We start from the raw sequence: 23,030 nt of genomic DNA on the forward strand, positions 1-23,030 counted from the left end.
TCCTTCGTACTCACCCTCTCGGGCTTTCCTCCGGGCGCTTCCCTTCGGTGTTTCGTGTTTCCAACCTTACCAGATCCTTTTCCGTTCCGTTTCCGGTTCGGAATTCGTTTCCGGTGGCCGTTGGAGGGCCTTTGCCTTTCGGCTGATCCGACTTTATCAGATTCATTCTGCCGTTTTGATCGGCTTCACGACCCGGATAAAGGAATCATGTGGCTCCGGCGAGTCGGCCCGACCGACTTCGCTGCGGAGCGAGGGAGACACTAGCGGTTGCTCCCGAACCATGTCCAGTTCCAGGCAACTGTCAAAATCTACCTCCCCACGCCACCCGTGTCAACGGGTTTTGCGGGCGAAGAGGACAGTAGCAGGTCGGAGGGGGTCGATGCACATCAGGCGGCCGTGGGCAGCTCGGCGCTGCGGTCCGCTGCCTCTACATCGCCCGACTCGCCGGCTCGGGCGGCCCGGCCGCCGAGTACGTAGACGTACAGGAGGAAGGCGATCTCGGCGACTACGCCGATGGTGATGCGGGCCCAGGTGGGGAGGCCGGAGGGGGTGACGAAGCCTTCGATCACGCCAGAGACGAAGAGGACCAGGGCCAGGCCGATGGCCATGCCGATCGCGGCGCGGCCCTGCTGGGCCATGGCCGTGCGGCGCGGCAGGGGGCCGGGGTCGATGAGGGTCCAGCCGAGGCGGAGGCCGGTGCCCGCGGCGACGAAGACGGCGGTGAGTTCCAGGAGGCCGTGCGGGATGACCAGGCCGAGGAAGGTGTCGAGGCGGCCGGCGGAGGACATGAGGCCGATGCCGACGCCCAGATTGAGCATGTTGACGAAGAGGACCCACAGGACCGGGAAGCAGAGGAAGGCTCCCAGGACGAGGCACATGGCGGCCGCGCGCGCGTTGTTCGTCCAGACCTGGGCGGCGAAGGAGGTGGCCGGGTGGCTGGAGTAGTACGTCTCGTACTGGCCGCCGGGGCGGGTCATCTCGCGGAGCTCGTCGGGTGCGGCGATGGCGGCCTGGACCTCGGGGTGGGTGCCGATCCACCAGCCGATGATCGCGGCGAGGACGGTGGAGAGAACGGCTGTGGGGATCCACCAGTGGCGTGAGCGGTAGACCGCGGCGGGGAACCCGGCGATCAGGAAGTGGACGACGTCCCTCCAGGACGCGCGGCGGGTGCCGGTCACGGCGGCGCGGGCACGGGCGACGAGCTGGGTGAGGCGTGCGGTGAGTGCCGGGTCGGGGGCCGTCGACTGGATCACGGAGAGGTGGGTCGCGGTGCGCTGGTACAGGGCGACGAGTTCGTCCGCCTCGGCGCCGGTGAGGCCGCGGCCACGGCGGAGGAGGTGGTCGAGGCGGTCCCACTCGGCGCGGTGGGCGGTGACGTAGACGTCGAGGTCCATGATCGGCTACTGCTCCAGGGCAGGGGGTGCGTACGGTTCGTACTACTGCGGCGCGCTGTCGGTCAGCTTGGCAGACTGGCGTTCGGAGGGGTTGGGCAAGGTCGAGGAAGGGTGGGCGCGGTGAGTGAGGTTGTGACGGGGGACGCCGTCGTACTGGGCTTGCGGCCGGCCCGGCTGCCGAGTCGTGCGCTGGCGGTTTTCATCGACTTGCTGATCGTGTGGACGGCCTATCTCGTCATATCCATCGGCTTGGCGTTCGCTACGGCGTCGCTGGACGACGCGGCGATGATGGCGGTGTCGATCACCACGTTCCTGCTGGTGCTAGTCGGGGGGCCGATCGCTGTCGAGACGCTGAGTCATGGGCGGTCGGTGGGGAAGCTGGTGTGTGGGTTGCGTGTGGTGCGGGACGACGGGGGGCCGATCCGGTTCCGGCACGCGCTGGTGCGGGGGCTGATCGGGATGGTGGAGATCCTGATGACCTTCGGGGTGATCGCGTGTATCGCGTCGCTGGTGTCGGCGCGGGGGCGGCGTGTCGGTGATGTCTTCGCGGGGACGCTGGTGGTGCGGGAGCGGGTTCCCGTCGCGCGGGCGGCGGCTGTGCCTCCGCCGCCGCCGTGGCTGGTGGGGCGGTTCACGCAGCTGGATCTGTCGGCTGTGCCGGACGGGCTGTGGCTGAGCATCCGGCAGTACCTGACGCGGATGGGGCAGCTGGATCCGGAGGCGGGGCGGGTTCTGGCGGAGCGGCTGGCCGGTGAGCTGGTGGCGCGGACCGGGGCGCCCGCTCCGGCCGGGGTGCCGGCGGCGGCGTATCTCGCGGGTGTGCTGCATGAGCGGCAGGCTCGGGACGCGCGGCGGGTCGCGCCGCGGGGCGTGGTCGGTGGGAGTGCCGGTGGCGGGGTCGCCGCTGATCTCGGGGTTTCCGCTGTGCCCGGGGGCACTGTCGGGGCCGGGGGCGCTGCCGGGGCCGGGGCTTCAGCGGGCTCTGGTGCTGCCGGGGCCGTGGCGTCCGAGGGTGGGGCCGGGGCTCGTGGCGGGTTCGCGCCGCCGGCCTGATGCGCGTGGTGGGGCCGCCGGTCAGGGGAACGTCGAGGGCGGGGTCTGGAGGTCTTCCAGTTCGATGCCGGGGGCCGCGATCACGACGTCGCCGGCGATGTGGACGGTGTGCTCCTCGCCGGTGTCGAGGGCTCTGACCTGGTAGGCGTCCACGGTCAGGGGGCCGTTGTCAGTGGCGTGCGTTTCACTGTTCACCAGGGCCCAGGACTGGTCGACGGTGAGGGGGGCGAGGACCGGGTCCGTGAAGGCAACGAGTCGTACGCGGGTCGCGCGGGAATCGGGGGTGAGGCGCAGGAGCCGGGATGTCGCGACGAGGAAGGCGGGGGATCTGCCGGTGAAGGCGTGGGCGCGCACATTGCCTTCGGTGGCGTGAGCTCCGGTGGGGTCGGTGCGGACCCAGGTGACGCCGTCGATGGCGGCGCCGCGTACCTGCCAGCCGCCGGCGTGGAGTTCGAGACGGATGGGGCGGCCGAGCTCGTCGAGGGCGAGGTCGACTGAGCCGGCGTGGTCGCCGGAGGGGGTGGTGAGCTGCGAGACGTAGCGCCAGCCGGAGGGGCCGGGCGCGCAGTGGAAGTGTTCTTCGCCGAGGGGGGTGTGATCGTGCGGATCGTGGAGCGAATAGCGGCCGCGGGGCATGGGTCCTCGGGTCTGGGGCTGGGGCGTGGTCGCTGCTGAGCCGTCTGGGCTGTCTGGGCCGTCTCGGCCGTCGGCCGGTGGTGGTCGGCTGGTAGTGGTGTGCCGACGGGCTGGTGGGCCGGTACGGGGCAGGCCCCCGACACGGGGGTGCGGGGGCCTGCCTGGGTACCTGCTCGTGGTGCCGACGGGTGCCGGTCAGTAGCGGTAGTGGTCCGGCTTGTAGGGGCCTTCGACCTTGACGCCGATGTACTCGGCCTGCTCGGGGCGGAGGGTCGTCAGCTTGACGCCGAGGGCGTCGAGGTGGAGGCGGGCGACCTTCTCGTCGAGGTGCTTGGGCAGGACGTAGACGTCGGTCGGGTACTGCTCCGGCTTCGTGTACAGCTCGATCTGGGCCAGGGTCTGGTCCGCGAAGGAGTTGGACATCACGAAGGACGGGTGGCCCGTGGCGTTGCCCAGGTTGAGGAGGCGGCCCTCGGACAGGACGATGATCTTCTTGCCGTCGGGGAAGGTCCAGGTGTGGACCTGGGGCTTGACCTCGTCCTTGACGATGCCGGGGATCTTGGCGAGGCCGGCCATGTCGATCTCGTTGTCGAAGTGGCCGATGTTGCCGACGATCGCCTGGTGCTTCATCTTGGCCATGTCCGAGGCCATGATGATGTCCTTGTTGCCCGTCGTGGTGATGAAGATGTCGGCCTGGTCGATGACGTCGTCGAGGGTCGCGACCTGGTAGCCGTCCATCGCCGCCTGGAGGGCGCAGATGGGGTCGATCTCGGTGACGATGACGCGGGCGCCCTGGCCGCGGAGGGACTCGGCGCAGCCCTTGCCGACGTCGCCGTAGCCGCAGACGACGGCGACCTTGCCGCCGATGAGGACGTCGGTGGCGCGGTTGATGCCGTCGACGAGGGAGTGGCGGCAGCCGTACTTGTTGTCGAACTTCGACTTGGTGACGGCGTCGTTGACGTTGATCGCCGGGAAGAGGAGGACGCCGTCGCGCTGCATCTCGTACAGGCGGTGGACGCCGGTGGTGGTCTCCTCGGTGACGCCGCGGATCTCGGAGGCGAGGCGGGTCCACTTCTGCGGGTCCTCGGCGAGGGTGCGGTTGAGGAGGCGCAGGATGTGGCCGTACTCCTCGCTGTCGGCCGTGGCGGGGTCAGGGGCGGCGCCGGCCTTCTCGAACTCGACGCCCTTGTGGACGAGGAGGGTGGCGTCGCCACCGTCGTCGAGGATCATGCTGGGGCCGCCGGTGGGGGTGTCCGGCCAGGTCAGGGCCTGCTCGGTGCACCACCAGTACTCCTCGAGCGTCTCGCCCTTCCAGGCGAAGACGGGGACGCCCTGGGGGTTGTCCGGGGTGCCGTTCGGGCCGACGGCGATGGCGGCGGCCGCGTGGTCCTGCGTGGAGAAGATGTTGCAGGAGGCCCAGCGGACCCGGGCGCCGAGGGCGACGAGGGTCTCGATGAGGACGGCGGTCTGCACGGTCATGTGCAGGGAGCCGGTGATGCGGGCGCCGGCGAGGGGCTGGGCCTCGGCGTACTCCTTGCGGATGGCCATGAGGCCGGGCATCTCGTGCTCGGCGAGGGTGATCTCCTTGCGGCCGAACTCGGCGAGGGAGAGGTCGGCGACCTTGAAGTCCTGCCGGTTTTCGACAGTGGTCATTTCGGGCTGCTCCTCGTTGTCGGGTCGAGGTGGGTGCGGCTGGCTCTGCGGTGGCGGGCGTGTGACGGCACACGAATGCCCGGGCACGTGCAGTGCAGTCGTCGGAGGCCCTCTCTCCCTCGGCCGGTCCGTCGGACCGCCCGACCGCCATCAGCAGCGACGTCTGGCTCTGTCACGAATCTACACCGATCGGGTCGGCCGTCTTCAAGTGCGGGGCGGGTCGTCGGCGGTGCGATCCGGCCAGATGTGGCCGGGGTTACTTGGCGGGCTTGAGGATGTCGGGTTCCAGGTAGATGACGCGGGCGATGGGGACGGCGGCGCGGATGCGGTCCTCGGCGGCGTCGATGGCGGCGGCGACCTTGGCGGCGGTGTCGTCGTTCCGGACGGCGATCTTGGCGGCGACGAGGAGTTCCTCGGGACCGAGGTGGAGGGTGCGCATGTGGATGATGCCGGTGACGGTGTCGTCGTCGACGAGGGCTTCCTCGATCTTCTTGACCTCGTCGAGGCCGGCGGCTTCGCCCAGGAGGAGGGACTTGGTCTCGGCGGCGAGGACGAGGGCGATGAGGATGAGGAGGGCGCCGATGCAGAGGGTGCCGATGCCGTCCCAGACGCCGTTGCCGGTGACGAGGGCGAGGCTGACGCCGCCGAGGGCCAGGATCAGGCCGACGAGGGCACCCAGGTCTTCGAGGAGGACGACGGGCAGCTCGGGGGCCTTGGCGTGGCGGACGAACTCCTTCCAGGAGCGCTGGCCGCGGAGTTCGTTGGACTCCTTGATGGCGGTGCGGAAGGAGAAGGTCTCGGCGATGATCGCGAAGACGAGGACGCCGACGGGCCAGTACCAGGCCTCGATCTCGTGGGGGTGCTTGATCTTCTCGTAGCCCTCGTAGAGGGCGAACATGCCACCGACGGAGAAGAGGACGATGGAGACGAGGAAGGCGTAGATGTAGCGCTCGCGGCCGTAGCCGAAGGGGTGCTGGGGGGTGGCTTCCCGCTTGGCCTTCTTGCCGCCGAGCAGGAGCAGGCCCTGGTTGCCGGAGTCCGCGACCGAGTGGACGCTCTCCGCGAGCATCGACGACGAGCCGCTGAAGAGGAACGCGACGAACTTCGCCACCGCGATGGCGAGGTTGGCGACGAGGGCCGCCACGATCGCCTTGGTTCCGCCTGACGCACTCATGCGTGTGGTGTTCCTTCCCTGGTCCCTGATGCTGCAGTCGGCCGGTCTTGGTCGGCGGCACATTGTTGCAGCACGGGCGCGGGGGTGGTGCGTCAGGCGGTCATGGTGGCCCTGAAGAGGGTGCCGGCTCCGGTCAGTTCGATCCTTTCGCCCGCCGGGACGAATACGGACTGGCCCGGGGTGAGGGTGAGGGCGAGGGTGGGGCTGTTGGTGTCGGTGGTGGGGTGGGGGGTCTCCGTGAGGGTCGGGGTGCCCGCGGTGGCGAGGAGGATCTGGGCCGTGGCGGCGGTGAGGTCGGCGGGGGCGGCGCCTTCGGGCCGTACGTAACGGGAGAGGCGGAACTCGTCGATGGGGGTCTCGTAGATCTCTTCGCCCGACTCGGATGCCTCGGGGCGGAGGATGCCGGGGTCGGCGGCGTCGAAGCGGACGACGCGGAGGAGTTCGGGGACGTCGACGTGCTTGGGGGTGAGGCCGCAGCGCAGGACGTTGTCGGAGTTGGCCATGATCTCGACGCCGAGGCCGCTGATGTAGGCGTGGGGGACGCCGGCGCCGAGGAAGAGCGCTTCTCCGGGCTGGAGGCGTACGTGGTTGAGGAGCATGGCGGCGATGACGCCGGGGTCGCCCGGGAAGTGGTGGGCGAGGACGGCGTACGGGGCGTGGGCGCCGCCGAGGCGTTCGCAGGCGGCCGCGGTGTCGGCGACGGTGGCGGCGATCTCGTCCGGGTCGGCGGTGAGGACGGCGGTGAGGACTTCGCGGAGGGCGGCATCCTCGGGGTGGGCGTGGAGGAGGTCGACGTACGGCTTGAGTGAGTCGACGTCGAGGGCGGCGAGGAGGTCGGCGGTCTCGCCGGGGGCGCGGAAGCCGCAGAGGCCCTCGAAGGGGGTGAGGGCGCAGATGAGTTCGGGCTTGTGGTTGGCGTCCTTGTAGTTGCGGTGGGGCGCGTGGAGGGGGATGCCGGCGCGTTCCTCGGCCTCGTGACCGGTTCTAGCCTGGGCGAGGTCGGGGTGGACCTGGAGGGAGAGCGGCGTGGCGGCGGCGAGGATTTTGAGGAGGAAGGGCAGGCGGGGGCCGAACTTGGTGACGGCGGCTGCGCCGAGTTCCTTCTCGGGGTCGGTGGCGATGACGTCGGAAAGGGGCTGTTCGCGTTCGGTGCCGTCGGGGGTCGTGCGGGTGACCCGGGAGGGTGCGCCGGGGTGGGCGCCCATCCACATCTCGGCCTGGGGCTCGCCGGTGGGGGCGGTGCCGAGCAGTTCCGGGATGGCCGTCGTGGAGCCCCAGGCGTAGGGGCGGACGGTGTTGGCGAGGCGGTCCATGGGTTCCTCGTGGGCGTTGTGGCGTTGTGGCGTTGTGGTGTTGTGGCGTTGTGGTGGCCTGTTGGGGGAGGTGCTCTGTCAGGTCGGGTTTGACGCCAGGGCGAGGTACGCGGCGGCGAAGTCGGTGATCGCGAGGAGTTCCGCGAGGGTTTCGAGTTCGTTGCCCGCTTCGGGTTCGAGTTCGCTGATGGCCGTGTCGTGGCCGAGGGCGAGTTCGCGGGCGGCGGGTGCGGCGGTGAGGCCGCCGGCGTCGACGGGGCGGTCGCGGAGGAGTACGACGCGGGCGTGCAGCGCCTGTGGGTCCTCGACGCGGTCGCGGAAGAAGTCCTCGGGGTCGGCGCCCGCCGCGAAGTCGCCGGCCAGGAGGCCGCCGTGGACGGGGAGCGCCTCCGGGAGTTCGGCGGCGAGGGCGGGGCGGCCGGCCAGTTCGGCGAGTACGGCGGCGAAGCGGCGGCCCACGGGTGCGGCGATCGCGCCCTCGGTCCAGATGAGGGGGAGGGTGTCGGCCAGTTCGGCGGCGAGGGTCTTGGCCGGGTTGCTGTACGTGGCGATGGCGGGGCCGCAGCGTTCCGCGATGTGGTCGAGGCGTTCCGCGGTCTTCTCCAGGGCGTCGGCGGGTGCGGTGATGAGGCCGACGCGGTCGAGGAGGGCGAGGATCGGGGTGAACAGCGCCCAGAGGGCGCCGGTGCTGGCGGGCTGCGGTTCCTCGTACATCTCGTGGGGCGCGGTGGCCATGGGGACGACAAGGCCGTGGCTGCCGCCGACGGATTCGGTGAGGGGCCCGCGCCGGGGGGCGACGGCGACGACCGTGACGCCGCGGCGGTATGCCTGCTCGGCGAGGAGGGACAGGCCGGGTTCGGTGCCGTCGGTGGTGACGATGAGGAGGAGGTCGACCGAGCCGGCCCAGCCGGGGAGGGCCCAGCGCAGGGCGCCGGCGGCGGGGGCGACGCCGGTGGGGTGCAGCCGGGTGACGGGGGCGGACGCGCCGGCGAGGCCGCTGATCAGGTCGGCGACGCCGATGGCCGCGGTGCCGGCGCCTGCGACCAGTACGGAGCGGGGGCGGCCTTCGGGGTTGAGGGTGCCGATGCCGGCCTCGGCGGCGTACCGGGCGGCGGTGCGGACGCGGGCGCCTGCTTCGGCGGCCCCGCGGAGGAGGCCGCGGCGGTCGGCTCGGGCCAGGGCTTCCGGGGCGTCGAGCAGCGACTCGTCGAGCATGGGTGGGGCCTCCGATCGCCGTTGCGGGTGTCGCGGGGAGCGGTGGTGCTCGTCAGGAGGGTGCGCCGGGGGTGCGCGGGCCGCCGTCCGGTGCGGTGCCCGGCCCGGGGCCGCGGACGTTGCGCTCCGGGCCGGGTCGGGGTCGGGCCGGGCCGGTGGCGCGTGCTGTGCGGCGCGGTGGTCGGGCGGGGGGCCGGGCGGGGCGGTCCGGCGGGGGTCGTCAGGCGGGGCGGCGGGCCTCGTCGACCAGGAGCACCGGGATGCCGTCGCGTACCGGGTAGGCCAGGCCGCAGTCCTCGTTGGTGCAGATCAGCTCCGGGTTCTCGTCCGCCGTGCGGTCGCTCAGCGGGGCGTGGCAGGCCGGGCAGGCGAGGATCTCCAGGAGGCCGGCTTCGAGCGGCATGGGGTCGGTTTCCCTTCGGGGTACGGGTGGTGCATGTACGGCGGCGGGGCGGCGACGCGGGTGCCGACGTCGGTGCTGGTGGTGCGGCGTGCCGCGGTTCCGTCAGCCTACCGCCGGGGGGCGGTGGGCGCGGCTCGATGAGACCGGGCGGGTTGGGCGAGTTCGGGCTGCTGCCCGGCGTCGTCGGCGGCACGCCGCTGCTCCGCTTCTTCGCTGCTCCGCCGGTCGGTGTCCTGGACCGGCCGGGTTCGCACGAGGGCGCGAGGGCACGAGGGCACGAGGGCACGAGGGCACGAGGGCACGAGGGCCTCTGCGGCCGCGTGGCGGTGGCGTATGCGGCGGGCAGAGGGCACGGGCCAGGGGCCGCTCGGGCCTCAGGGGGCCGTTCCGCCGTGTGGTCAGGAGGTGCGGACGAGGGAGAGGACCTCGTCGCGGATCTTCGCCATCGTCGGCTCGTCGCGGGCCTCGACGTTGAGGCGGAGGAGCGGCTCCGTGTTGGAGGGGCGGAGGTTGAACCACCAGCCGTCGGCGCTGACGGTGAGGCCGTCGAGCTCGTCCACGGTCACGCCCTCGTGGGCGGCGTACGCGGCGCGTACGGCGGCGGTGCTGGCGGTCTGGTCGGCGACCGTGGAGTTGATCTCGCCGGAGCCGGCGTACCGGTCGTACGAGGCGACGAGGGCCGACAGCGGCCCGTCCTGGCCGCCCAGGGCCGCGAGGACGTGGAGGGCGGCCAGCATGCCGGTGTCCGCGTTCCAGAAGTCACGGAAGTAGTAGTGCGCCGAGTGCTCGCCGCCGAAGATCGCGCCCGTACGGGCCATCTCGGCCTTGATGAAGGAGTGGCCGACGCGGGTGCGGACGGGCACGCCGCCGTTCTCGCGGACGACCTCGGGCACGGACGCCGAGGTGATGAGGTTGTGGATGACCGTCCCGCCCGGGTGCTTGGCGAGCTCGCGCGCCGCGACCAGCGCGGTGACGGCGGACGGGGACACGGGCTCGCCGCGCTCGTCCACGACGAAGCAGCGGTCGGCGTCGCCGTCGAAGGCGAGGCCCAGGTCGGCGCCCTCGGCGCGGACGCGCGCCTGGAGGTCGACGATGTTGGCCGGGTCCAGCGGGTTGGCCTCGTGGTTCGGGAACGTGCCGTCCAGCTCGAAGTACATCGGGACGAGCGTCAGCGGCAGGCCGTCGAAGACGGTGGGGACGGTGTGCCCGCCCATGCCGTTGCCCGCGTCGACGACGACCTTCAGGGGGCGGATGGACGCCAGGTCGACCAGCGACTTGAGGTGGGCCGCGTAGTCGACGAGCGTGTCGCGCTCGGTGATGGTGCCGGGCGTGGCGGCCGCGGCCGGGGCGCCGGACCCGGACCACGTCTCGACGAGCGTGCGGATGTCCGCGAGGCCGCTGTCCTGGCCGATGGGGGCGGCGCCGGCGCGGCACATCTTGATGCCGTTGTACTGGGCGGGGTTGTGGGACGCCGTGAACATCGCGCCCGGCAGGCCGAGCTGTCCGGAGGCGAAGTACAGCTGGTCGGTGGAGCACAGTCCGATGAGGGTGATGTCCGCGCCCTGGGCGGCGGCGCCGCGCGCGAAGGCGCCGGACAGGCCCGGCGAGGACGGGCGCATGTCGTGGCCGACGACGATCGCGTCGGCGCCGGTGACCTGTACGAAGGCGGCGCCGAACAGCTCGGCCAGCGCCTCGTCCCACTGATCGGGCACCACCCCGCGGACGTCGTACGCCTTGACGATCTGCGACAGATCAGCAGTCACTGATCAACCTCCTGCGAGCCCTGTTTGGACTACACAAAGTACACAAGTGCTTCACGGAGGGCGGTGCGGGTGGGGAGTCCGGCCGGAAGCGGTCGGCGCCCGGCTTCAGGAGTCCGGGGAGCGCAGGACGCGGAGGTGTCCGCGGCGGCCGACCTCGACCGGGTCGCCGCTGCGGCCGCCGCCGCCCTTGCCGCCGGCCTGGGCCGTACGTTCCTGCGGGCGGGCCGCCTCGCGGACGGCGTTGGCGAGGGCCTCCAGGTCGTCGCCGCTGGGGCGGGACGGGCCGGACGCGTCGGAGAGCCGTACGACCTCCCAGCCGCGGGGGGCGGTGAGGCGCTCGCTGTGCTCGGCGCACAGGTCGTAGCAGTGGGGCTCGGCGTAGGTGGCGAGCGGGCCGAGGACCGCGGTCGAGTCGGCATAGACGTACGTCAGTGTCGCGACGGCAGGGCGGCCGCACGCGGTGCGCGAACAGCGACGTACAGGGCTCACGACGTTGGACGGTACCGCACTCTTGAGCGGGCCGCGACGACTCTCCACCGGGTCACTCGGCCGTGTCGCGGTGTGACGTCCCGCACAGGCGCCTTCCGGGGGGCCGCTCCGACCTGCGGCGGGAGGGGGTGGGGTGGTGNCGAACGGCGGGGCGGACAAATGGCGGACAAATAAGGTCATTTTTCATGAGCGGGTCGATCGCGAGGGGATCGGGGACGGGGCCGGATCTTGGCTGAAACACTCATGCGGTGCTCGCGCTGGGCTCATGCGGTGCTCGTCCGGTGCTCGTCCGGTGCCCGTCCCGTGCTCGTCCGGTGCTCCGGCGGGCGTGGCGCCGTGTTTCGGGCGACGCGGATCCGCCGCCGTTCCGCCGCTCGGGCAGGGACGTGCCGGGAGAGCTACGCTGCGTCAGGTGATGGACAGTCCCGTACCTCCCCCGGCTGCTGCGGGTGGCCCCTCCGGTCCGACCGGCCCGACCGGCCCGACCGGCCCCACGGGTCAGCGGCAGGAGCCGCGGCCGCGCCGCCGCGACCGCCACGGCCGCGGTATGCGCGGGCCTGTCGCGCCTCCGCAGGTCCCGCTGTCCGCCACGCGGGCGGACACGTTCCGGGATCTGGTCCAGGACTCCGTGGAGCGGCTGGAGCGGCGGTGGCCGCAGCTCGCCGACGTGGACTTCCATGTGCTGGAGGTGCCGTCGTCGGTGGACGAGTCGGTGCCGCTGGGGAGCGCGGTGCCGGCCACGCGGGAGCGGCACGCGCGCGTGGTGGTGTACCGGCGGCCGGTGGAGCTGCGGGCGAAGAGCCGGGACGAGCGGGCGCTGCTGGTGCACGAGGTCGTGGTGGAGCAGGTCGCCGAGCTGCTGGGGCTCGCGCCCGAGTCCGTCGACCCGCGGTACGGGCAGGACTGAGGGCTCGCCTCACCCCGCCTCACCCCGCCTCACCGGCGCTACTTCTCCAGGACGGACAGGTCCTGCTCGGCCTCCGGGACGGCGACCCTCCCCCGGTCGTCGGACAGCGTCTGGATCGTGAACATCGCGATGCCGTCCTTGGGGTCGGCCAGCATGCGCGCCGCGTGCACCGGGCCGCCGGACAGGGTCTGGACGGTCAGGGCGTACGTCCCCTTCAGGCCGGCCGGGACGGGCGGGGCGAACGCGAGCGTCGTACCGGCCTTGACCTTGTACGTCTTACTGACCGGCGTGCCGCCCTCGGTGCCCGCCGACGCGGTGACCCTGACCTCGGCGTCCTCGGTGGGCGCGGTGAGCGACAGGGTGGTGCCCTTGGCGGTGTTGCCCGCGACAGTGGCCTGCTCGCCGACCGGCCCGGTCGCCGGGATGAACGCGACCTCCTGCTTCTCACCGGAGCCGCGGATCACGCGGAGGGCCGCGACCACGGGGGTGGCCTGGCTGGACTGGGCCGGTGAGAGGAGCAGGGACCCGGCCTCACCGTTGGTGAGGTCCTTGAGGTCGGCGGACGCGGTCATGCCGGACTTGACGCGGATGCTCTGCTGGACGGCGGGTGTGATGGTGCCGTTGGCGCCCATGAGCTGGATCTTCAGCTCCGCGTCGTCCTCGCCGGGCGCGTACGCCATGAGCTGCACGGACGTGGCGTCCGCCGGGATGCCGGGCAGCACGAGCGTGGCGGCCGGGGCGGTGGCGGCGGGCAGCCAGTCGCTGCCGAGCTGGTCGACGGCGCTGCGGACGACGGCGCCGACGCGTCCGCTGCGCGTGGTGACGTGGGCGGTGACGTCGGAGGCGGCCGGGTCGGCGGTCAGGGTGGACAGCAGTACGGGGACGCTGGACCCGGCCGGAACCGGGATGCCGTCGGTCAGCTGGGACTTGAGGGCGCCCTCGGGTCCGTACAGCTCGATGTCGACGACGGCGGCGGTGTCGTCGGGGTTGGTGAGGTGGACGTAGTCGCGGCGGTTCTCGGCGGTGGAGGTGCCCGGGAACCAGAAGTCGGTGTCGGGTGTGGTGCAGCTGACGCCCAGGAGGCCGCGGGCGCCGCCTGCCGGGACCGTGGTGGTCTGCTGGGTGGTCCAGCCGGGGGCGAGGAGGCCGGAGGCGAGGCCGATGAGGGCGGGGGCGTCGGCCCCGTCGGCGTCGGCGGACACGGGCTTGCCGGGGGCGGTCGTGGAGAGGACGGGCTTGTCGGCGGCGGGGGGCTGCTTGGCCGCGTCGGTCTGCGCCTCGTCCTTCTTCTCGTCCTTCTTCTCGTCGGTCTTCTCGTCGGTCTTCTTCGGAGAGGCCGTGGTCGAGTCCTGGGTGGCGGCGGACGGCTTGAGTTCGGCCTTGTCGGCAGCCCTGTCGGCGGACTTGTCGGCGTTGTCGGCGTTGTCGGCGGCCTTGTCGCCCGTCTTGCCGTCCTGGAGGGCGGGGGTGAACGACGTGTACGTCGTCTCCGCGACCTCGGAGGAGCTGGGCGCCGGGCAGGCCAGGCTGCTGCGCTCCACGGGCAGCCGCGCGGGGGCCGGGGCGCCGGCCGGGCGGCCGGCGGGGTCGGGTGTGGTGAGCGTGGCGAGGCCGGTGACGGCGGCGAGGGCGGTGACGGCCGCGAAGAGGGAGAGGGTGCTGCGGTTCACTGGTTGCTGCTCCCGTCGGGACGCTGCTCGTTCTCGTAGCCGTACGGGTCGTACTGGCCCTGGTCGTACTGGCCCTGCGGGTACGGGGGCTGCTGCTGGTCGTACGGCTGCTGTCCGTACTGCTGGTCGTACCGCTGGTCGTACGCGGACGGGTCGGCCTGCTGCTGGTACGGGTCGTACGGCTGCTGCTCGCCGTAGCCGCCGGCCTGCGCGTACGGGTCGTGGGCGTACGGGTCCCGGTACTGGCCGGTGCCGTCCCATTCTCCGTACGGCTGCTGCGGTACGGACTGGGGTGCGGGCATGGCATAGGGATCGGCGTCCGCGTCGCCGTCCGGGACCGGTTCGGAGGCGGGCCCGGGTACGGGGGCGTGGGCGGCGGCCGCCTCGGCCTCGGCGGCCGCGGACGCGGCGCGGAGCCTGCGCGCGCGTCGGCCGTCGCCGGTGGCGTCCTGGTCGGGCAGGGCTGCGGCGAGGGCTTCTTCCTCCGGCAGGTCGTCGTCGACGTCGCGGCGTCGGCCGGGCAGGGCGAGGATCAGCAGGACGACGGCGAGCGCGCACTGCGTCCAGATCCACGCGGCGTGGGTGGCGGGCGCCTGGTAGGTCAGGTCGAGGCGGCCGCCCTCGGCCGGGAGCTCGAAGCCCTGGGCCCAGCCGTCGACGGTGGTCTTCGTCAGGGGCTTGCCGTCGAGCGTGGCCTGCCAGCCGTCGTCGGCGCGGTCGGCGATGCGCAGGACGCGGCCGGTGCCGCCTGCGGGGATGTCGCTGTGCGCCTCGACGGGTCCGGAGCCGACGGGCAGCGGTTCGGCGCCCGTCTTGGCGCGTTCGGCGGCGGCGGGGACGATGACGGCGCGGGCCACCTGGCGGTCGACGCGCCACAGGGCGCTGCCGTCGCGCTGGCTGAGCCGGCTGAGGCCGGGGGTCGCGTCGAGGACGCGGCTCATCTCGCGTGGGGCGCCGTCGCGTACGAGGACGTAACGGATGGCGAAGCCGCTGAGTTCCGCGGTCTGGTCGGCGCCGGAGCCGGCGACGAGGTGGGCGACGACCTTGTCGAGGCGGGGGTCGCCGCCGGCGGTCGCGGTGAGTTCGGCGTCGCCGAGGCGGGCGCCGGAGCCGCGGACCAGGGCGTACTCGACCTTGGCGGTCGAGGGGCCGTCGAGGACGAGGGTGCGGGGCTGGTCGCGGGTGATGCTCTCCTCGGCGACGAAGGCGGGCACCTGGGTGGGGTCGCGGCGCTCCAGGGGCCCGGCGGCGCCGCCGATCATCCAGGCGCCGGCGGAGACGAGGGGCCCGACGGCGGCGGCGAGGGCGATGAGGGCGGCGACGGGCTGGCGCCAGCCGAAGCTCTGGGCGGCGACGCGGGTGCGGCCGCCTTCGGCGCCGAGCATGGCGGCGGCGATGAGGGCGATGCCGTAGACGAGGGTCGCGGGTCCGGCCCAGCCTGTGGCGTTGTCGCCGGAGCCGTTGCTGAGGACGGCGACGACCAGGGCGGCGATGGCGACGGCCCAGGCGGTGTGGACGGCGAACCGGCGGTCGGCACGCAGCAGGGCGGCGAGCGCGGCGAGAACGATGCCGATGAGGACGAGGCCGCCGACGGTGCGGGGCCCGCCGGGGCTGATGCCGAGGAGGTCGAGCGGCGACGCGGGGCCGGTGGCGATCTCGGCGCCCGCCTCCTTGAAGAAGGCGGCCGGGTGCGTGAGCAGGTCCAGGGACCAGGGGGCGAGGACCAGCAGCGGCGTTCCGGCGACGGCGACGAGGCGGAGCCCGTACGCGGTGATGTCGTCGCGGCGCAGCACGAGGGCGGCGATGCCGAGGGCGACGGCGAGGGGCCAGACGACGGGCGTGAACGCCATCGTGAACGTGAGGAGGAAGGTGTACGCCCAGGTGGCGCGCCAGCTGCCGCGGTGTGCGCCGGGTCCGCCGCCGCGCAGCCCGTACGCGGCGACGGCGGCGCGGGCGATGAGCGGGAGCGTCACGGCGAGGACGGCGGTGCCGAGGCGGCCGGTGGCGAGGGCTCCGGTGGCGGCGGGCAGGAAGGCGTACGCGACGGCGCCCCACGCGCGCAGGAGCCGCGATTCTACGAGGGAGCGGGACGCGAAGTACGCGGTGAAGCCGGCCAGCGGCACGGAGCAGACGAGCAGGAGGGTGAGGGCGAAGCCGGTGGAGCCGAGGAAGAGGCCGGAGAGGGCGGCGAGGAGGGCGAGGTAGGGCGGGGCGCTCTGGGTGCCGCCGGTGCCGAGGGGGTGCCAGGCGTCGGCGTACCGGCTCCACAGGTCCCCGACTCCGTCGGGGACGGGGAGGAGGGCGCCGCCTGCGAGGGAGCCGCTTCCGAGGAGGCCGCGGCAGGCGACGAGGGAGATGAGGAGCAGCAGGGCGAAGAGGACGGGCCCGGGCTTGCGGGCGATCTTCTTGAGCCGGGCGAACTGCTCGACCTCCAGGTAGTCGGCGTCGTCGCCGCCGGGTCCTGACTCGACGGCGCCGTGGCGTGAGCCGCCTGCGTCGGTGTCGCTGCCGCCGAAGTTGGAGGCGACCTGTTCGACGGTGGCGCGGACGGTGGCGCCGGGGGGCGGGAACAGGGGACGGAGTTCCGCGGGGTCGACGACGCGCGCGGAGCGGGCGCGGCGGGCGGCGATGACGCGTTCGGGGCGCAGGAGGACGGCGAAGAGGCCCATGACCTCGTCGACGGCCTGGACGGGTGCCTTGCCGACGAGGTAGGCGAGGGTGCGCAGCAGGGTGCCGACGACGAGGCGGATGAAGACGTACGGGAGGCCGGCTCCGCGCGCGTTGGCGAGGAGCGTGTAGACGGCGCCCGCCTTGTCGACGCGGTGCGGGTTGGCTACGGAGCGGCCCGCGCAGTCGACGGTGCGGCGTTCGCGGGACGCGGCTTCGGCGTGGCGCAGTACGGCGTCGGGGGCGACGAGGACGCGGTGGCCGGCGGCGTGGGCGCGCCAGCACAGGTCGACGTCGTCGCGCATGAGGGGCAGGCGGCGGTCGAAGCCGCCGAGTTCCTCGAAGACGTCGCGCCGGATGAGCATGCCGGCGCTGGAGACGGACAGGACAGGTCGGACCTGGTCGTGCTGGCCCTGGTCCTGTTCGCGCCGGTCGAGGCCGGTCCATCGGCGGCCGCTGTTGGCGATGGACACGCCGACTTCGAGGAGCTGCTTGCGGTCGTACCAGCCGCGGAGCTTGGGGCCGACGACGGCGGCGTACTCGTCGGAGTCGGCGACGCGGAGGAGTTCGGCGAGGGCGTCGGGTTCGGGCGCGCAGTCGTCGTGGAGGAGCCAGAGCCACTGGACGGGTTCGCCGTGGGGCAGCTCGGGCAGGTCGTACGTGTCGTCGCGCCAGGTGCGGCTGACGGGGTCCCATCCGCTGGGCCGCTTCAGGTAGGGGAGGTCGTCGGGGCCGAGGTGGGGGGCGGTGCGGGCCGCTTCGTCGACGGCGGCGCCGAAGCCGGTGCGGCGGGCGAGGTGCAGGACGCGGTCGTCGCCGACGGCTTCGCCGACGAGCCGGGCGGAGTCGTCGGCGCTGCCGGTGTCGGCGGCGATGACGTACTGGACGGGGCGCTCCTGGCCGAGGAGCCCGGCGAGGGCGTCGGGCAGCCAGCGGGCTCCGTCGTGGGAGACGAGCACGGCCGTGACGACATGCCGGGGGAACTCGGGCTGTTGCGGCGGAGAAGCGGCGGAAAACGCGGCTGCGGTGGCGGACATCGAGGTACGGGCCCTCCGGCCAGGGGGGCGCCCCTGTTACGGGGGCGTCGGAGCGTCTCTGACGGGGCTCCACACTAATGGCTGGCACGACAGCGGTCCGCCGCCTGTGGACAGAGCCCAGGCGGCGGACCGTTGCTGGTGGTGCGGTGGGGCGGTTGGCGGGGCCGGAGTCTTGACCTGAGGCTTGGCCGGCGGCTAGGCGTGAGGCCGGGCCTGCGGCTGGTATGAGGCCGGGCATGAGGCCAGGGCATTGCCGCGGGCCGTTGTCAGAAGGGGTCAGACGGCGGCCTTCTTCAGACGGCGGCGCTCACGCTCGGACAGACCGCCCCAGATTCCGAATCTCTCGTCATTGGCCAGCGCGTATTCGAGGCATTCCGAACGGACTTCGCAGGCGAGACAGACCTTCTTGGCCTCGCGGGTGGAACCGCCCTTCTCGGGGAAGAAGGACTCGGGATCGGTCTGGGCGCACAACGCGCGCTCCTGCCAGCCGAGTTCTTCGTCCGCGTCCTCGACCAGCAGTTCCTGGAACAACTCGGTCATGTGCGCCCCTCGTCTGTCATTACGTCCCCGTGATGCCGCCGTTTCCGTTTTCGGCCGAACGACACGAGTGAAATTACAAGTGTGGTGCTCCAGGCCAGTCAAGCTGAGATCTGCTATTGAGCCCGGTATTCACTCTGCGGAACCAAAGCTATGCGGAAAGTGTTCAAATCGGCAAAAATGAGACACGTGCCGCCGCCGTCCCCACGCCCCCGGCTCTTGGCGCCTCTCCACAGGAAGGACGTCCGCGGCCTCGATCTTGTTGCGGCCGGGCCGGGGAAGCGACCCGGATCACAGTCAGGTCACGAGACCTTGACGACGTTTGCGCGGGTGGTTGCTGCGCCATGTGTCCGTGCCCCCGGACGCACAAACCTTTCTCCGGGCGGCACAACCGGATGAGGTGAAACATTGCCGCCAAACCGCCCATCGGGTTGACAGACGGGACGGGTGCCGGTCACCTTTGGAGGCATGCCAGCGACCACAGCGTCTTTCGCGACCCACGGTGACCGTGGGTACCGCCGCGCTGTCCACGCCCGCTGTTGCTGTCTCTGTCGCGCCGGCTTCTTCGCCGGCCGCCGCAGCTGTTGCTGTTGACGCCTTAGCGCTCCGGCACAGCGCCCCGTTCCCCCGGCGCGTCCCACGCCATACGCACGTCACGCACGTCCGATCGGGCGATGCGGCAGCCACTGCCATGCCGCGCATGACAGCAGGCCCGTCCGCCGCGCAGCCCGCTCAGGTGCACCGCACGTCACCGCACGTCACCGCATGCTCCCCCTTCCGCATTCCGCTCTGCCGAGGAACCACAGCACCCCTATGAACAGCGACAGCGACCTCCAGATCGCCGGCGACATCCTCGCCGTCCAGCACCTCCTCCAGCCCGCCAAGGAGCACCCCGGCACCGTCGCCGAGTTCGCCGGGCTCGCCCGCTCCATCGCCACCGACCGCGCGCAGTGGGCGCCCCTCGTCCAGTACGACGCCACCACCCGCTGGTACCACCGGCTGCGCACCGGCCCCGGTTACGAGGTGTGGCTGCTGTCCTGGGTTCCGGGCCAGGGCACCGGGCTGCACGACCACGGCCGGTCGTCCGGTCTGATGACCGTGCTGGAAGGGGAGCTGACGGAGCGTACGGAGAACGGCGCGCGGGTGCTCGAAGGGGGCGCGCAGCGGGTGATCGCGCCGGGGCGAGTGCACGAGATCGTCAATGACTCGCTCGAACCGGCCGTCAGTCTGCACGTCTACTACCCGGGTCTGACCGATATGCCGATGCACGCGGCCGACGCCGCGGGTGCCGCCCGAGACGCCGCCGGAGCTGCCCGCCGAGACGCCGCGGCGGGAGTTATCCACAGTTTCGGCCCGGCCACGCGGAGTGTCGTGTCCGCCTGACAGACTGCAGTGCATGCAGCGCATTGTGGTTCTGGCCGGTGGCATCGGTGGTGCCCGTTTCCTGCGCGGCCTCAAGCGGGCCGCGCCCGAAGCGGACATCACGGTCGTCGGCAACACCGGTGACGACATTCATCTGTTCGGGCTGAAGGTCTGCCCCGACCTCGACACGGTGATGTACACCCTCGGCGGTGGCATCGACGAGGAGCAGGGCTGGGGGCGTGCGGACGAGACCTTCCAGGTAAAAAGCGAGCTGGCGGCGTACGGCGTCGGCCCCGAGTGGTTCGGGCTGGGCGACCGCGACTTCGCCACGCACATCGTCCGTACGCAGATGCTGGGCGCCGGGTATCCGCTGAGCGCGGTCACCGAGGCGCTGTGCGACCGGTGGAAACCGGGCGTTCGACTGCTGCCGATGTCCGACGACCGGGTCGAGACACATGTCGCGGTGGAGGTGGACGGCGAGCGGCGGGCGGTGCACTTCCAGGAGTACTGGGTGAAGCTGCGGGCCTCCGTCGACGCGCACGCGGTGGTGCCGGTCGGCGCCGACCAGGCCAAGCCGGCGCCGGGGGTGTTGGAGGCGATCGCCGAGGCGGACGTGGTGCTGTTCCCGCCGTCGAACCCGGTGGTGAGCATCGGCACGATCCTCGCGGTGCCGGGCATCCGGGAGGCCATCGCGGAGGCGGGCGTGCCGGTCGTCGGGCTGTCGCCGATCGTCGGGAACGCGCCGGTGCGCGGCATGGCCGACAAGGTACTCGCGGCGATCGGTGTCGAGGCGACGGCGGCGGCGGTCGCCCAGCACTACGGGTCGGGGCTGCTGGACGGGTGGCTCGTCGACACGGTCGACGCGGGTGCCGTCGACGAGGTCGAGGCGGCCGGCATCCGCTGCCGCGCGGTGCCGCTGATGATGACGGACGCCGACGCGACCGCGGAGATGGCGCGGGCCGCACTGGAACTGGCGGAGGAGGTACGGGGGTGAGGGCGACGGACGGAGCTACGGGCACCGGCCCGGACGGCGCCGGGGACGGTGCCGCACCGGGGGCAACCAGGGGCGGTGCCGTGCCCGGGGCGTCCGGGGGCGGGACTTCCGCGGGTGGCGCGGGTGCGGGCGACACGGCGGGCGGGACCTCGGGTGCGGTGGGTGCGGGCTCGGTGGGCGCGGGTGCGGTGGGCGCGGGTGCGGGCCCCTCGGGCGCGGCCAGCGGTGCGGGGCCCTCGGGCGCGGTCAGGAGTGCGGGCCCGGCGGGTGCGGCGGGCGCGGTCGAGAGTGCGGGTGTAGTCGGGAGTGCAGGTGTGGTCGGGGGTGCAGGTGTGGTCGGGGGTGCAGGTGTGGTCGGGGGTGCGGGTGTGGTCGGGGGTGCGGGGCCGGTGGGTGTAGTCGGGAGTGCGGGTGTGGTCGGGGGTGCGGGCTCTGTGGGTGTGGTCGGGGGGGCGGCGTATCGGGTGTGGGCGCCTGGTGGGGTGCCTGAGGTGGCGAAGGGGGACGACCTCGGGGCGTTGATCGCTGCGGCTGAGCCGGGGCTGGTGGACGGGGACGTCGTCATCGTCACCTCCAAGATCGTGAGCAAGGCGGAGGGGCGGGTCGTCGCGGCCGACGACCGGGAGGCCGCTATCGACGCCGAGATGGTGCGGGTGGTGGCGCGGCGCGGGACGCTGAGGATCGTCGAAAATCGGCAGGGGCTCGTCATGGCCGCCGCCGGGGTCGACGCGTCCAACACCCCCGCCGGGACGATCCTGTTGTTGCCGGAGGACCCGGACGGCTCCGCGCGGGCGATCCGCGCCGGGCTGCGGGACGCGCTCGGTGTCAACGTCGGCGTCATCGTCACGGACACGTTCGGGCGGCCCTGGCGCAGCGGTCTGACGGACGTCGCGATCGGCGCGGCCGGGGTGCACGTCCTGGACGACTTGCGCGGAGGCACCGACGCGTACGGCAATCCGCTCGTCGCGACGGTCGTGGCCGGTGCCGACGAACTGGCGGCGGCCGGGGACCTGGTGAAGGGGAAGGCGGCCGGGCGGCCCGTCGCCGTCGTACGGGGGCTGGCGCATCTGGTGACCGGTGCCGGTGACGACGGGCCGGGGGCGCGGGCGCTGGTCCGTGACCCCGGGAACGACATGTTCCGGCTCGGTACGTCGGAGGCGCTGCGGCAGGCGGTGACGCTGCGGCGTACGGTGCGGGCGTTCACGGACCATCCCGTGGACCCGGGCGCGGTGCGGCGGGCGGTGGCGGCCGCGGTGACGGCGCCGGCGCCGCACCACACCACGCCGTGGCGGTTCGTACTGCTGGAGTCGGCCGAGTCGCGGGTGCGGCTGCTGGACGCCATGCGTGAGGCGTGGATCGCCGACCTGCGGCGGGACGGCCTCAGCGAGGAGGCCATCGCCCGGCGCACACGCCGCGGCGACGTGCTGCGGAACGCCCCGTACCTGGTGGTTCCGTGCCTCGTGGCCGAGGGTGCCCATGTCTACGGGGACATACGGCGGGACACCGCGGAGCGGGAGATGTTCGTGGCCGCGGCCGGTGCCGCCGTGCAGAACCTCCTGGTGGCGCTGGCGGGCGAGCGGCTGGGTTCGGCGTGGGTGTCGTCGACGATGTTCTGCCGGGACGTCGTACGGGAGGTGTTGGAGCTGCCGGCCGACTGGGACCCGATGGGCGCCGTCGCCGTGGGCTGCCCGGCGGAGCCCCCCAGGGAGCGGGCGTCGCGCGACCCGGAGGCGTTCGTCACAGTGCGGTGACCTGTCGTCAGGCGGGTGGCGCCGAGGGCGGCTTGGCTCCCGCGGTACCGGGGGCCGCCGCCCAGGCGCGGGCTGGAGGCGGGCGGCGGGCGGCGGGCGGCGGGTGTCAGAGGGGGGCGATGTTGCGGGGGGTCATTCGCGGGGCGCGGCGGGGCGGGGTGTGGCCGCTGAGGAGGATGAGGCGGGCTGCGCGGTGGCGCTGGCCCTCGTAGGGCTCCAGGAGTCGGAGCATGGCGGCGTCGTCCGCGTCACGGTCGCCGGCCAGGGCGTGGCCGACGATCCCGGGCAGGTGGTAGTCGCCGAGGGTGACGGCGTCGGGGGCGCCGTTGCTGCGCTGGACCGTTTCGGCGGAGGTCCAGGGGCCGATCCCGGGGATCAGCTCCAGGCGGCGGCGGGCGTCATCGGGCGCCATGGCCGCCGCCTCCTCCAGGCGGCGGGCCACCCGTACGGCGCGCAGGATCGTCGCCGAGCGCTTGCTGTCCACGCCCGCGCGGTGCCATTCCCAGGACGGGATCAGCGCCCAGGTGCGGGGCTCGGGTACGACGTACAGGCGCGGGTCGGCGGGGCCCGGGGCGGGCTCGCCGTACGTGCGGACCAGGAGGCGCCACGCGCGGTACGCCTCGTCCGTCGTGACCTTCTGCTCCAGGATCGACGGGATCAGCGACTCCATCACCAGGCCGGTGCGGGTGAGGCGCAGGCCGGGGCGGCGGCGGTGGGTCACCGCCAGGAGGCGGTGCCTCGGCGTGAACGCGGACGGATCGTCCTGGGCGCCCAGGAGATCCGGCAGGCGGTCCAGGAGCCACTCGGCGCCGCCGCCCCAGGCCTCCGCCTCCACCGCGCCGCCGCGCGCCGCGACCCGTAGGGTGCCGGGGCCGTCCGGTGTGCGGCACGTGCGCCAGACGGAGCCGTCGGGCGTCGTACGGAACGTGGGGTCGGCCGGGCCGCGCCGCAGCGGGCCCAGCGTGAGCCCGAGGTCCAGCGGCCAGGGCGGCGCCCAGGTACGGCCCCGGGG

18 protein-coding genes are annotated in these 23,030 nt (G+C 73.0%); 5 read left to right on the top strand and 13 right to left on the bottom strand.

What is annotated here, in order from left to right; genetic code table 11:
- Window positions 1-386: 386 nt before the first annotated feature.
- Window positions 387-1,394, bottom strand: a complete 1,008-nt coding sequence (locus HTZ82_RS16600) for a stage II sporulation protein M (RefSeq protein ID WP_175410168.1) — start codon at window positions 1,392-1,394, stop codon at window positions 387-389.
- Window positions 1,395-1,514: 120 nt separating this feature from the next.
- Between HTZ82_RS16600 and HTZ82_RS16605 the strand changes: the two genes are divergently transcribed.
- Window positions 1,515-2,447 carry an RDD family protein gene (locus HTZ82_RS16605; protein ID WP_175410169.1) on the top strand — a complete coding sequence of 311 codons (933 nt, stop codon included), beginning with the start codon at window positions 1,515-1,517 and terminating at the stop codon, window positions 2,445-2,447.
- 21 nt (window positions 2,448-2,468) lie between these two features.
- Here HTZ82_RS16605 and HTZ82_RS16610 read toward each other — a convergent pair whose 3' ends face one another.
- From HTZ82_RS16610 to HTZ82_RS16645, 8 genes are all read right to left on the bottom strand, one after another.
- Window positions 2,469-3,083 (bottom strand): hypothetical protein, encoded by a 615-nt coding sequence (locus tag HTZ82_RS16610; RefSeq protein ID WP_175410170.1) that lies wholly within the window; start codon window positions 3,081-3,083, stop codon window positions 2,469-2,471.
- 195 nt (window positions 3,084-3,278) lie between these two features.
- Window positions 3,279-4,736, bottom strand: a complete 1,458-nt coding sequence (gene ahcY, locus HTZ82_RS16615) for an adenosylhomocysteinase (RefSeq protein WP_175410171.1) — start codon at window positions 4,734-4,736, stop codon at window positions 3,279-3,281.
- A 256-nt stretch (window positions 4,737-4,992) separates the two neighbouring features.
- Window positions 4,993-5,910 carry a cation diffusion facilitator family transporter gene (locus tag HTZ82_RS16620; protein ID WP_175410172.1) on the bottom strand — a complete coding sequence of 306 codons (918 nt, stop codon included), beginning with the start codon at window positions 5,908-5,910 and terminating at the stop codon, window positions 4,993-4,995.
- A gap of 92 nt (window positions 5,911-6,002) precedes the next feature.
- Window positions 6,003-7,223 carry a mannose-6-phosphate isomerase, class I gene (manA, locus tag HTZ82_RS16625; protein ID WP_175410173.1) on the bottom strand — a complete coding sequence of 407 codons (1,221 nt, stop codon included), beginning with the start codon at window positions 7,221-7,223 and terminating at the stop codon, window positions 6,003-6,005.
- 78 nt (window positions 7,224-7,301) lie between these two features.
- Window positions 7,302-8,438, bottom strand: coding sequence for an SIS domain-containing protein (locus HTZ82_RS16630; RefSeq protein ID WP_175410174.1), 1,137 nt, complete (start codon window positions 8,436-8,438; stop codon window positions 7,302-7,304).
- A gap of 220 nt (window positions 8,439-8,658) precedes the next feature.
- Window positions 8,659-8,841, bottom strand: a complete 183-nt coding sequence (locus HTZ82_RS16635) for a Trm112 family protein (protein WP_175410175.1) — start codon at window positions 8,839-8,841, stop codon at window positions 8,659-8,661.
- A 398-nt stretch (window positions 8,842-9,239) separates the two neighbouring features.
- A complete protein-coding gene (locus tag HTZ82_RS16640; RefSeq protein ID WP_175410176.1) occupies window positions 9,240-10,604 on the bottom strand; it encodes a phosphomannomutase/phosphoglucomutase in 1,365 nt (454 codons plus the stop codon).
- A gap of 105 nt (window positions 10,605-10,709) precedes the next feature.
- Window positions 10,710-11,141, bottom strand: a complete 432-nt coding sequence (locus HTZ82_RS16645) for a DUF3499 domain-containing protein (RefSeq protein ID WP_175410177.1) — start codon at window positions 11,139-11,141, stop codon at window positions 10,710-10,712.
- A 367-nt stretch (window positions 11,142-11,508) separates the two neighbouring features.
- Here HTZ82_RS16645 and HTZ82_RS16650 point away from each other — a divergent pair, with 367 nt between their 5' ends.
- The gene (locus HTZ82_RS16650; RefSeq protein ID WP_175410178.1) at window positions 11,509-12,000 is read left to right on the top strand and encodes a metallopeptidase family protein; all 492 of its coding nucleotides are present in this window, start codon (window positions 11,509-11,511) and stop codon (window positions 11,998-12,000) included.
- A 38-nt stretch (window positions 12,001-12,038) separates the two neighbouring features.
- Here the strand turns inward: HTZ82_RS16650 and HTZ82_RS16655 are convergent, their stop codons facing one another.
- The 3 genes from HTZ82_RS16655 to HTZ82_RS16665 all read right to left on the bottom strand — a co-directional run bounded on the left by HTZ82_RS16655 (window position 12,039) and on the right by HTZ82_RS16665 (window position 17,914).
- Window positions 12,039-13,670, bottom strand: a complete 1,632-nt coding sequence (locus HTZ82_RS16655) for a DUF5719 family protein (RefSeq protein ID WP_175410179.1) — start codon at window positions 13,668-13,670, stop codon at window positions 12,039-12,041.
- Window positions 13,667-17,374: a glycosyltransferase family 2 protein gene (locus HTZ82_RS16660; protein WP_175410180.1), complete on the bottom strand. Its 3,708-nt coding sequence runs from the start codon at window positions 17,372-17,374 to the stop codon at window positions 13,667-13,669. The genes HTZ82_RS16655 and HTZ82_RS16660 overlap by 4 nt, the downstream gene beginning before the upstream one ends.
- Before the next feature lie 276 nt (window positions 17,375-17,650).
- Window positions 17,651-17,914 carry a WhiB family transcriptional regulator gene (locus HTZ82_RS16665; protein WP_023588371.1) on the bottom strand — a complete coding sequence of 88 codons (264 nt, stop codon included), beginning with the start codon at window positions 17,912-17,914 and terminating at the stop codon, window positions 17,651-17,653.
- Between the two features lie 810 nt (window positions 17,915-18,724).
- Here HTZ82_RS16665 and HTZ82_RS16670 point away from each other — a divergent pair.
- The 3 genes from HTZ82_RS16670 to HTZ82_RS16680 all read left to right on the top strand — a co-directional run bounded on the left by HTZ82_RS16670 (window position 18,725) and on the right by HTZ82_RS16680 (window position 22,018).
- Window positions 18,725-19,294: a cysteine dioxygenase family protein gene (locus HTZ82_RS16670; protein ID WP_175410181.1), complete on the top strand. Its 570-nt coding sequence runs from the start codon at window positions 18,725-18,727 to the stop codon at window positions 19,292-19,294.
- A 13-nt stretch (window positions 19,295-19,307) separates the two neighbouring features.
- Window positions 19,308-20,267: a 2-phospho-L-lactate transferase gene (cofD, locus tag HTZ82_RS16675; RefSeq protein WP_175410182.1), complete on the top strand. Its 960-nt coding sequence runs from the start codon at window positions 19,308-19,310 to the stop codon at window positions 20,265-20,267.
- A gap of 413 nt (window positions 20,268-20,680) precedes the next feature.
- Window positions 20,681-22,018, top strand: a complete 1,338-nt coding sequence (locus HTZ82_RS16680; protein ID WP_309235518.1) for a coenzyme F420-0:L-glutamate ligase — start codon at window positions 20,681-20,683, stop codon at window positions 22,016-22,018.
- A 106-nt stretch (window positions 22,019-22,124) separates the two neighbouring features.
- On the opposite strand, the gene HTZ82_RS16685 is transcribed toward HTZ82_RS16680, so the two are convergent.
- A partial coding sequence (locus HTZ82_RS16685) for a DNA-3-methyladenine glycosylase (RefSeq protein WP_175410184.1) occupies window positions 22,125-23,030 on the bottom strand: 906 nt, incomplete at its 5' end.

Origin of the sequence: Streptomyces sp. TRM64462 (assembly GCF_013362995.1) — a bacterium.
Classification (GTDB): Bacteria; Actinomycetota; Actinomycetes; order Streptomycetales; family Streptomycetaceae; genus Streptomyces.